This window comes from Streptococcus oralis Uo5 (genome assembly GCF_000253155.1).
GTDB lineage: Bacteria > Bacillota > Bacilli > Lactobacillales > Streptococcaceae > Streptococcus > Streptococcus oralis_L.
This window is the reverse complement of record NC_015291.1, coordinates 135052-145000: the sequence shown is the minus strand read 5'-3', so window position 1 is coordinate 145000 and position 9949 is coordinate 135052. Positions and strand designations below refer to the sequence as shown.

Annotated in this window: 6 protein-coding genes, 2 tRNA genes and 1 rRNA gene (1 of these 9 cut by a window edge); all 9 read right to left on the bottom strand. The window is 44.8% G+C overall.

The features are described from left to right. Positions 1-6, bottom strand: a tRNA-Ala gene (locus SOR_RS00695); it reaches 67 nt to the left of the window's first position. A gap of 51 nt (positions 7-57) precedes the next feature. Then, positions 58-1603: ribosomal RNA gene (locus tag SOR_RS00690) — 16S ribosomal RNA — on the bottom strand. 231 nt (positions 1604-1834) lie between these two features. After that, a tRNA-Glu gene (locus tag SOR_RS00685) sits at positions 1835-1906 on the bottom strand. 116 nt (positions 1907-2022) lie between these two features. Further along, the gene (locus SOR_RS00680; protein WP_000382005.1) at positions 2023-2457 is read right to left on the bottom strand and encodes a cytidine deaminase family protein; all 435 of its coding nucleotides are present in this window, start codon (positions 2455-2457) and stop codon (positions 2023-2025) included. A 12-nt stretch (positions 2458-2469) separates the two neighbouring features. Beyond that, on the bottom strand, positions 2470-3930 hold the full coding sequence (gene gltX, locus SOR_RS00675) for a glutamate--tRNA ligase (RefSeq protein ID WP_000031048.1): 1461 nt from the start codon (positions 3928-3930) through the stop codon (positions 2470-2472). A 127-nt stretch (positions 3931-4057) separates the two neighbouring features. After that, positions 4058-5407, bottom strand: a complete 1350-nt coding sequence (locus tag SOR_RS00670) for a glucose-6-phosphate isomerase (RefSeq protein ID WP_000018244.1) — start codon at positions 5405-5407, stop codon at positions 4058-4060. 168 nt (positions 5408-5575) lie between these two features. Next, positions 5576-6265 carry a gamma-glutamyl-gamma-aminobutyrate hydrolase family protein gene (locus SOR_RS00660; protein ID WP_000124754.1) on the bottom strand — a complete coding sequence of 230 codons (690 nt, stop codon included), beginning with the start codon at positions 6263-6265 and terminating at the stop codon, positions 5576-5578. A gap of 138 nt (positions 6266-6403) precedes the next feature. Then, entirely contained in the window at positions 6404-8170 is a 1767-nt protein-coding gene (locus SOR_RS00655) for an ABC transporter ATP-binding protein (RefSeq protein ID WP_000859995.1), read from the bottom strand. A gap of 1 nt (position 8171) precedes the next feature. Then, on the bottom strand, positions 8172-9878 hold the full coding sequence (locus tag SOR_RS00650) for an ABC transporter ATP-binding protein (protein WP_000905731.1): 1707 nt from the start codon (positions 9876-9878) through the stop codon (positions 8172-8174). Between the last annotated feature and the right edge of the window lie 71 nt (positions 9879-9949).

The following is a 9949-nucleotide window of genomic DNA, read 5'->3' as shown; positions in this document are numbered from 1 at the left end:
GGCCCCACAAGACCTCTCAAGACTAAACAAGACCAATGTGCAGTTCCTTATCCTTAGAAAGGAGGTGATCCAGCCGCACCTTCCGATACGGCTACCTTGTTACGACTTCACCCCAATCATCTATCCCACCTTAGGCGGCTGGCTCCAAATGGTTACCTCACCGACTTCGGGTGTTACAAACTCTCGTGGTGTGACGGGCGGTGTGTACAAGGCCCGGGAACGTATTCACCGCGGCGTGCTGATCCGCGATTACTAGCGATTCCGACTTCATGTAGGCGAGTTGCAGCCTACAATCCGAACTGAGACTGGCTTTAAGAGATTAGCTTGCCGTCACCGGCTTGCGACTCGTTGTACCAGCCATTGTAGCACGTGTGTAGCCCAGGTCATAAGGGGCATGATGATTTGACGTCATCCCCACCTTCCTCCGGTTTATTACCGGCAGTCTCGCTAGAGTGCCCAACTAAATGATGGCAACTAACAATAGGGGTTGCGCTCGTTGCGGGACTTAACCCAACATCTCACGACACGAGCTGACGACAACCATGCACCACCTGTCACCTCTGTCCCGAAGGAAAACTCTATCTCTAGAGCGGTCAGAGGGATGTCAAGACCTGGTAAGGTTCTTCGCGTTGCTTCGAATTAAACCACATGCTCCACCGCTTGTGCGGGCCCCCGTCAATTCCTTTGAGTTTCAACCTTGCGGTCGTACTCCCCAGGCGGAGTGCTTAATGCGTTAGCTGCGGCACTAAACCCCGGAAAGGGTCTAACACCTAGCACTCATCGTTTACGGCGTGGACTACCAGGGTATCTAATCCTGTTTGCTCCCCACGCTTTCGAGCCTCAGCGTCAGTTACAAGCCAGAGAGCCGCTTTCGCCACCGGTGTTCCTCCATATATCTACGCATTTCACCGCTACACATGGAATTCCACTCTCCCCTCTTGCACTCAAGTTAAACAGTTTCCAAAGCGTACTATGGTTAAGCCACAGCCTTTAACTTCAGACTTATCTAACCGCCTGCGCTCGCTTTACGCCCAATAAATCCGGACAACGCTCGGGACCTACGTATTACCGCGGCTGCTGGCACGTAGTTAGCCGTCCCTTTCTGGTAAGATACCGTCACAGTGTGAACTTTCCACTCTCACACTCGTTCTTCTCTTACAACAGAGCTTTACGATCCGAAAACCTTCTTCACTCACGCGGCGTTGCTCGGTCAGACTTCCGTCCATTGCCGAAGATTCCCTACTGCTGCCTCCCGTAGGAGTCTGGGCCGTGTCTCAGTCCCAGTGTGGCCGATCACCCTCTCAGGTCGGCTATGTATCGTTGCCTTGGTGAGCCGTTACCTCACCAACTAGCTAATACAACGCAGGTCCATCTGGTAGTGATGCAATTGCACCTTTTAAGCAAATGTCATGCAACATCTACTCTTATGCGGTATTAGCTATCGTTTCCAATAGTTATCCCCCGCTACCAGGCAGGTTACCTACGCGTTACTCACCCGTTCGCAACTCATCCAGAGAAGCAAGCTCCTCCTTCAGCGTTCTACTTGCATGTATTAGGCACGCCGCCAGCGTTCGTCCTGAGCCAGGATCAAACTCTCATTAAAAGTTTGAGTTCTCACTCATTTCTGTCACTGACAGATTTATTGTTTTTTTCATTGTTCAGTACTATAACCTCAGTTATAGTGCCCTGCACATTGGTTCGTCTTGTTCAGTTTTCAAAGGTCTTTGCCTCTCACTTCTCTCGTGAGCGACAACTATATTAGTATATCACAGCTACCTGCCTCTGTCAACAGATTTTTTAAACTTTTTTCAAGTTTTTTTACCACAATACACCATAGTCCGTACGGGATTCGAACCCGTGTTACCGCCGTGAAAAGGCGGTGTCTTAACCCCTTGACCAACGGACCTTGAGTTTTTCAACTCTTTCTATTATACCTACTTTTTTACCTTTGTCAAGGACTTTTTTTCTCTTTATCGAAATTCTGAAAAGATAAGGGAAAAGAGCCAGTTAAACTGACTCCCTCTATTTATCTTGCCAATTAGTCGCACGTTCCTCTCCCCACCAGTAAGGAATCAACTCGGCAACTTTGATTGTTTTTCTTGTTTCGTAGTTCATCATGAACTCTGCTTCTTTGTTTTCGGCATTCAATTCTAAGAGAAATTCTCTACAAGCGCCACAGGGCATACCTGATCCTTCACCGTAGGGAGGTTTATCTCGAAAGGCGAGGATTTTCTTAACTTTGGTCTGTCCTGAAAATTGATACATATTGAAGAGAGCTGCTCGTTCTGCACAGAGATGAAAAACGCCACAAGTACCCTCCATACAAAATCCTGTAAAAATCTGACCATCTTCTGCTTCTACTGCAGCAACAACATGGTTAGCATAAACAAAGTCAGAAACTTCATGAGGATTGTATAAGGTTCGTGCTTCTTCATACATTTTTTCCCATGTATCCATCGGAAGTCCTTTTTATTTAGAAATCTCTTTGAGCATGTTTTCAATATGCTGGATTGACTTTTCACGTCCGAGTAAGAAAATGGTGTCTGGTAATTCTGGTCCATGCATTTCACCTGATACAGCAATACGAATCGGCATGAAGAGGTTTTTCCCTTTAATACCTGTTTCTTTTTGAACTGCTTTGATTTGTGGGAAGATGTTTTCTGTCACAAATTCTTCATCTGTCATTGCTTCTAGTTTTGCTTTGAAGGCTTCCAGAACAACCGGAACGGTTTCTCCTGCCATGACCTCGCGCTCAGCGTCTGTCAACTCTGGGAAATCTGAGAAGAAAAGGTCTGTCAGTGGAACAATCTCGTCTACTGATTTCATTTGTGGTTTGTATAGTTCTACCATTTTTTCAGACTTGTCAGTCAAACGCCCTGCTTCTTCTAAGTAAGGTTTAGCCATCTCAAAGATAGTAGCTAGATCTGCTCTCTTGATGTAGTCGTTGCTCATCCAGTCTAGTTTCTTCTGATCAAAGGCAGCTGGTGACTTGCTGAGACGATTTTCATCAAAGAGTTTAATCAATTCCTCACGAGAGAAGATTTCGTCTTCGCCACCTGGGTTCCAACCAAGAAGGGCAATAAAGTTAAAGACAGCTTCTGGCAAATACCCTTTCTTACGATAGTCTTCGATAAACTGAAGGGTGTTAGTGTCCCGTTTAGACAATTTTTTACCCGTTTCAGAGTTGATGATCAAAGTCATGTGACCGAACTCTGGCGCTTCCCAACCAAGAGCCTCATAAACCATAAGCTGTTTTGGGGTGTTGGCAATATGGTCATCACCGCGGATAACATGGGAAATTTGCATATCGTGGTCATCAATAACAACAGCAAAGTTGTAAGTTGGGTAACCATCTTTCTTTTGGATAACCCAGTCGCCACCGATGTTGCCACCTTCAAACTCGATATCACCTTTGACCATATCATGCCATTGGTAGATACCAGACTCATTGACAGCCAAACGAACAGTTGGGATGATACCAGCTGCTTCACGTTCTGCGATGTAAGCTACTTTTTCTTCTTCGCTCATGCCAAGATATTCATTGATGTAACGTGGTGTTTCGCCAGCTGCTTCTTGGCGTTCGCGCTCAGCTGCCAACTCTTCTTCTGTGACGTAAGATTTGTAGGCTTTTCCTTCAGCTAGCAATTGGTCGATGTATTTTTGATACAAGTCCAAACGCTCAGACTGGCGATAGTTTGAATGAGTTTCTGGACTCTCATCCCAGTCAATCCCCAACCAGCGAAGATTTTCAAGCTGTGAACGTTCTCCATCCTCAACATGGCGTTTACGGTCAGTATCTTCGATACGAATGATAAAAGTTCCACCATGATGGCGTGCGTAAAGGTAGTTAAACAATGCTGTACGGGCATTTCCGATGTGTAGTAGTCCTGTTGGACTTGGTGCGTAGCGTACGCGGATATCTTTTGACATAGTTTCTCCTATAAAGTCTCTAGGCGTCTGCCTTTTTGCTTTCTATATTATATCACAAGTCTCGCCTGAGTCCAATGTCTACGAATAAAGAGAGTAAAAAGAGTGGGCAAGCCACTCTTTTCTTCTATTATAGACGTGCGTTAAGCTCTTTGCTCAATTCTTCAAACCCTGGTTTTCCAAGAAGGGCAAACATGTTGCGTTTGTAGGCTTCGACACCTGGTTGGTCAAATGGGTTGATGGCATTCAAGTAACCTGAAAGGGCAATTGCCAATTCGAAGAAGTAGATAGTGTAACCAAGAGTGAAAGCGTCTTGCTCTGGAAGAGTTACGTACATGTTTGGCACATCACCGTCTGTGTGGGCAAGAAGAACACCGTCAGTTGCTTTTTTGTTTACAAAGTCAACGTCTTTTCCTTGAAGGTAACCAAGTCCGTCAAGGTCTTCTTCCAAAGTAGGAATGATCACGTTCTTACGCGGTTTGTCAACACGAACAACTGTTTCAAACATGATACGAGTTCCTTCTTGGATAAATTGACCCAATGAGTGCAAGTCAGTTGAGAAGTTTGCTGAAGTTGGGTAAATTCCTTTTTGGTCTTTCCCTTCTGACTCACCAGCCAATTGTTTCCACCATTCTGAGAAGTATTGAAGTGATGGTTCGTAGTTTACCAAGATTTCAGTAGCGTAGCCTTTACGGTAAAGGATGTTACGAACTGCTGCGTATTGGTAAGCTTCATTTTCAGCAATCTTGTCTGAAGTGTAGTCTTTACGAGCTGCGTTCGCACCTTCCATAAGGGCTTTGATGTCTGCACCTGATGCTGCGATTGGAAGCAAACCAACTGCTGTCAATACTGAGAAGCGTCCACCGATGTCATCTGGAACCACGAATGTTTCCCAACCGTTGGCATCTGCTTCAACCTTAACAGCACCTTTTTGGCGGTCAGTTGTTGCATAGATACGTTTGTTAGCTTCTTCTTGTCCGTATTTCTTAACCAAAAGTTCTTTGAAGACACGGAAAGCGATAGCTGGTTCTGTTGTTGTACCTGATTTAGAAATCACGTTTACTGAGAAGTCTTTGTCAGCTACGTACTCTACCAAGTCAGCAAGGTAAGTAGATGAGATTGAGTTTCCTGCGTAAAGGATTTGTGGAGCTTTGCGTTCTTCTTTTGTTTGCAAATTCGCAAAGTGGTGGTTCAAGAAGTCGATAGCTGCTTTGGCACCAAGGTAAGATCCACCGATACCAATTACAACCAAGACATCGCTGTCTGATTTGATTTGCTCAGCAGCTTTCAAGATGCGGTCGAATTCTTCGCGGTCGTAGTTTTCAGGAAGGTCCAACCAACCCAAAAAGTCACTACCAGCACCAGTTCCTTTGCGAATCAATTCGTCTGCAGCTGTTACTTGCGCTTGCATGTATTCCACTTCATGTGGGGCAACAAATTTGTCTAAAACTTTTGAATAATCAAATTTAATATGTGACATGATAATCCTCCAAAATTTCTTCTTTTCTATCATAACGCTTACCTTAGATTTTTTCAAGCTTTTTTATTGAATTTGCCCAATTTTTATCATAATTCAAACGTTTGCGTAAAAATGCTAAAATATAAAAAATCTGAAAGGACGAATAAAAACGGCTAGAGACTCTAACCGTTACAATTCATTTAATAAATACTCAAATAGTTCTAAATTGCCGTCTTCTTCATTGACCAGAAACTCTGGATGCCACTGCAAACCGATGATACGGTGCTCGTCGATAGACTCAATCGCTTCGATAGTCTGGTCTCGAGGATCCACCGCTGTCACACGGAAATTAGGCGCCAGGTCTTTGATGCTTTGACGATGGACTGAATTGACCTGACTTTCTTTGCCAAATAACTTAGCCACCACGCTTCCTTCTACTGTCTCAATAGAATGAGAGGTTCCAAAAGGCAAGCCTTGCCAGTGACCTTCAATTTCTTGGTGGAGAGTGCCACCAAAAGCAACATTGACAAGCTGAACACCACGGCAGATTGCTAAAATGGGCTTATCCTGGCGAAGAGCTTCTTTCAAGAGTGCCAGCTCAAACTCATCACGCACTAGGTTGTAATCATCGCTCTCGATGGTTTTTTTCTCCCCATAAAACTGAGGATGGACATTTTGCCCACCTGTCAAGATGAGTTTGTCGATCATTTCCACATAATCGCGAACAATGGACTCATCCCCTACAGGAATCACTAAAGGAAGACCACCGACTTGACGAATGCTCTCTGCAAATTTACAGGATACAGATGAGTGGATGTTTTTCCCTTCTGCATCTACAGGACATAGGTTTGCAGCAACTCCTACAACCGTTCTAGCCATGATGTGTCTCCTTTCGATTTTCTAACGATAGTCCTATCATATCATTCAAGCTCTCTGCTGTCTAATATGTTTTTTAAAAGACCGTGATAAGTATTTTTTATGGGCAAAAAAAGCTGCCCAATGGGGACAACTTCTTTTTTATTCAAAGACAAATTGATTGTGATAGAGTTCTGAGTAGAAACCGCCGAGTTTGAGCAACTCGTGATGATTTCCACGTTCAATGACCTCTCCATCTTTGAGGACAATAATCTGATCGGCATTGAGGATGGTCTTGAGACGATGGGCAATGACAAAACTGGTTCGACCTGCTACTACTGCCTCCATGGCATGTTGAATCCTGCTTTCTGTTACGGTATCGACATTGGAAGTCGCTTCATCTAAGATTAGGACTTGAGGATCTGTCATCAAGGTTCGAGCAATGGAAATCAATTGTTTCTGCCCAGTCGAGAAGATATTTTGCTCATCATCAATAAGGGTATCATACTTATCAGGCAAGCTTTCGATGTAGTCATGAATATGAGTTGCCTTGGCAGCTGCTTCGACCATTTCCTGACTGGCATCTGGCACACCAAAGCGGATATTGTCTCGGATTGTTCCACTAAACAAGACCGAATCCTGCAGGACAATCCCGACCTTGCTCCGCAGGCTATCCAAGTCATAGTCACGGATGTCTTTTCCATCAAAGGAAATGCTACCTGCATCTACATCGTAGAAACGATTGATGAGGTTCATGATGGTTGTTTTCCCCGAACCAGTCGGACCGACAACCGCTATCATCTGCCCCTTAGGAGCTGAAATGCTGACATCTTTTAAAATCGGCTTGTCTGGCACATAAGAGAAATCAATGTGACTGATTTCAACACCTTCTCGCAATTCCGTAAAGGCAGGTGCATTTTGCGGACGAATCTCTTCTTCTGCATCAAACATTTCTTGGATACGATCCGCTCCAGTAAAGGCCAATTGGAGGCTCCCCCAACTCGCAGCCACCTGGATAATCGGCTGGTAGTACTGCTGAGAAAATTGGGTAAACATGACAATCAAGCCTAGGGCTGTCGTTGTTTCGATACTTGGATCCTTCAGCAAGACCGCAGAACCTGCAAAAATAACGATGGCCGTATTGACCAAGCTCATCCCATTCATAACTGGAAAGAGGATACCTGAGAACATTCTCCCTTTAAAGGTTGCCTTGCGCACACGCTCATTTTGCTCCACAAAGCCTGCTACGATGTCATCTTGAATTCCTTGTACAATAACAGCTTTCTGTCCAGAAATACTCTCATCCATGTAGGCGTTGAGTTTCCCTACCTCTTTTTGCTGGAGATTGGTGTACTTGCGGGCCATTTTCACGATGAAGACCAACATGAGAAAGGCTACTGGGGTGCTAGCTACTGTTATCAGGGCTAGTGTCACATTTCTTGAAAACATGACAAAGATCAAACCGATGTAAAGAGCAATATTGCTCATGACCTGAACTAGGCTTTCATTGAAGGCTTGAAGGATGTTGTCCAAGTCACTCGTAAAGCGAGAGAGGATATCGCCATCCTGATGGCGGTCAAAGAAAGAAACCGTTAAACGAGAAAGTTTGCCAAAGAGGCCCTTACGCATCTCATTTGTTGACTCAGCAATCACACGGGTCATCAAGGTCATGTAAATCAAACTAGATACCACTAAGGCGAGGACAACCAGAGCTAGATTCAGCATCAGAGCTGACAAACTCTGCCAGGCTAGTTCGGAAGTCCCATTTTGATAAGCTAGAACTAGGTTAGCTAGCTCTGTGACTGCTTGACCTGAAAAAACTGGAAAGAGGGCTTGGGCAATTGTCGCAATCGCAACCATCAGAATCACAATGACAAAGGAGAGCTTGTAGACTTTAAAATAATTCCAGAAAAATCGAACTGTTTTCATTTTATTCCTCCTTTCCCTTTTGTGTTTCGTAGATTTCACGGTAGACGGCATTGCTAGCTACCAAGTCCGCATGCCTTCCTTCTCCAATCAATCGCCCTTGATCCAAGACCAAAATCTTGTCTGCATGGACGACTGAGCTAATCTTTTGAGCGATGATAATGGTTGTCGTCCCTTTCAGATCTTTGTTCAAAGCCTCCTGTACGAGTCTTTCTGACTTGGCATCTAGGGCCGAAGTCGAATCGTCAAAAATCAGGATACGGGGATTGCTGACAATCCCACGGGCAATGGACATCCGTTGTTTTTGTCCACCAGAAAAATTGGTGCCTCGTTCTTCGACCTGACTCTCAAATTTGTTTTCCATACGTCCGATAAATTCACTGGCTTGAGCAATTCGTGCTGCACGTTCCATTTCTGACACGCTGGCATTGCCTTTTCCTTGACGAAGATTATCTGCAATGGTCCCGCTAAAGAGAATAGCACGTTGCAAGACGATGGAAACTGTTTTACGCAAGGTTCCCTCGCTGACGTCTCGAATATCCTTGCCACCAATCTTGATAGATCCCTCCTGTGGATCAAAAAGTCGTGGAATTAACTGAGCTAGGGTGGACTTCCCTGCTCCAGTCGCCCCAACCACACCGACCATCTGACCAGGCGCAATTTCAAAGGTTACATTCTTCAGCATAGGCTCATCGTCATTGGGATAGGTGAAGGTCACATTTTCAAAAGAGAGACTTCCTTCTAACTCTTCATCTGGGAGATCTTTAAAGGTCATCGCTGGCTCGGTATCTAGAATCTCGCGGATACGACGCAAGGAAATCATGGCACGGCTGACAGAATTTCCTAAAAACCCAACCATGATAATAGTAAAGATAATCTGGCTGAGATAGTTGATAAAGGAAGCAATCGAGCCCACTACAGACGGATCTGACTGAGCCATTCCAGCCACCAACCAGATAGAGAGGAAGACCGCTCCATAGCCGACTAGCATCATAACAGGTTCTATAACTGAAAAGGCATAACCGATATAAAGATTTTGTCCGAGAAGTTCATCAGAAACCTCGGTAAATTTGTCAAATTGTGCTTTTTCTTGTACAAAGGATTTGACCACGCGCACTCCACGTAGATTTTCTTTGGCGATAGCATTGATCCGTTCAAGAAGGGTTTGAAACTTAGCAAATCGTGGCCCCATCATCCCCATCATGATGGCTGTTAGTGCAAAGATTAGGAGCACCATGAGGACAATCACCCACCAAAGTGACGGAAGAGTGTGAACCGCCAAGATAAAGGAACCGATAAAGAGAAGAGGGAGACGGAAGAGAATTTGAAAAGCCATCATCACCACATTCTGAATTTGGTTGATATCATTGGTCATTCGGACGACAAGGTTGCCGGCATTAAACTGCTCGATATTGGCATAAGAAAAGGTCTGGATCTTGCGAAAAGCGTCTTCACGAAGGTCCGAAGACACTCCTTGGGCAATATAGGCTGCAAGTGTCACATTGACCCCACCTGCCACCAGACCGACTAGGGCTACTCCTATCAGCCAAGCGCCAATACTATAAATAGCCTCATTTTGACCAGCCAACAAAGCCTCTAACACCTCTTGCAGATAGCGCGGTTGCAAGAGTGAGCTCGCAACCATCAAGCCTGTCATCATTAGGGATGCCAAGGCCTGCCATTTATAGGTTTTTATTTTTTTAATGAGCATATTTCCTCCTAATAAAATAGATAAAGGGAGCGACATCCTGCGTCAGCTCCTTCTCATTCGTTCATATTGAT

Bases quoted from the DNA above. Each gene is read 5' to 3' on its own strand.
- SOR_RS00660 (WP_000124754.1), bottom strand. From the start codon at position 6,265: ATGGCTAGAACGGTTGTAGGAGTTGCTGCAAACCTATGTCCTGTAGAT.
- SOR_RS00680 (WP_000382005.1), bottom strand. From the start codon at position 2,457: ATGGATACATGGGAAAAAATGTATGAAGAAGCACGAACCTTATACAAT.
- SOR_RS00670 (WP_000018244.1), bottom strand. From the start codon at position 5,407: ATGTCACATATTAAATTTGATTATTCAAAAGTTTTAGACAAATTTGTT.
- SOR_RS00655 (WP_000859995.1), bottom strand. From the start codon at position 8,170: ATGAAAACAGTTCGATTTTTCTGGAATTATTTTAAAGTCTACAAGCTC.
- SOR_RS00650 (WP_000905731.1), bottom strand. From the start codon at position 9,878: ATGCTCATTAAAAAAATAAAAACCTATAAATGGCAGGCCTTGGCATCC.
- gltX (WP_000031048.1), bottom strand. From the start codon at position 3,930: ATGTCAAAAGATATCCGCGTACGCTACGCACCAAGTCCAACAGGACTA.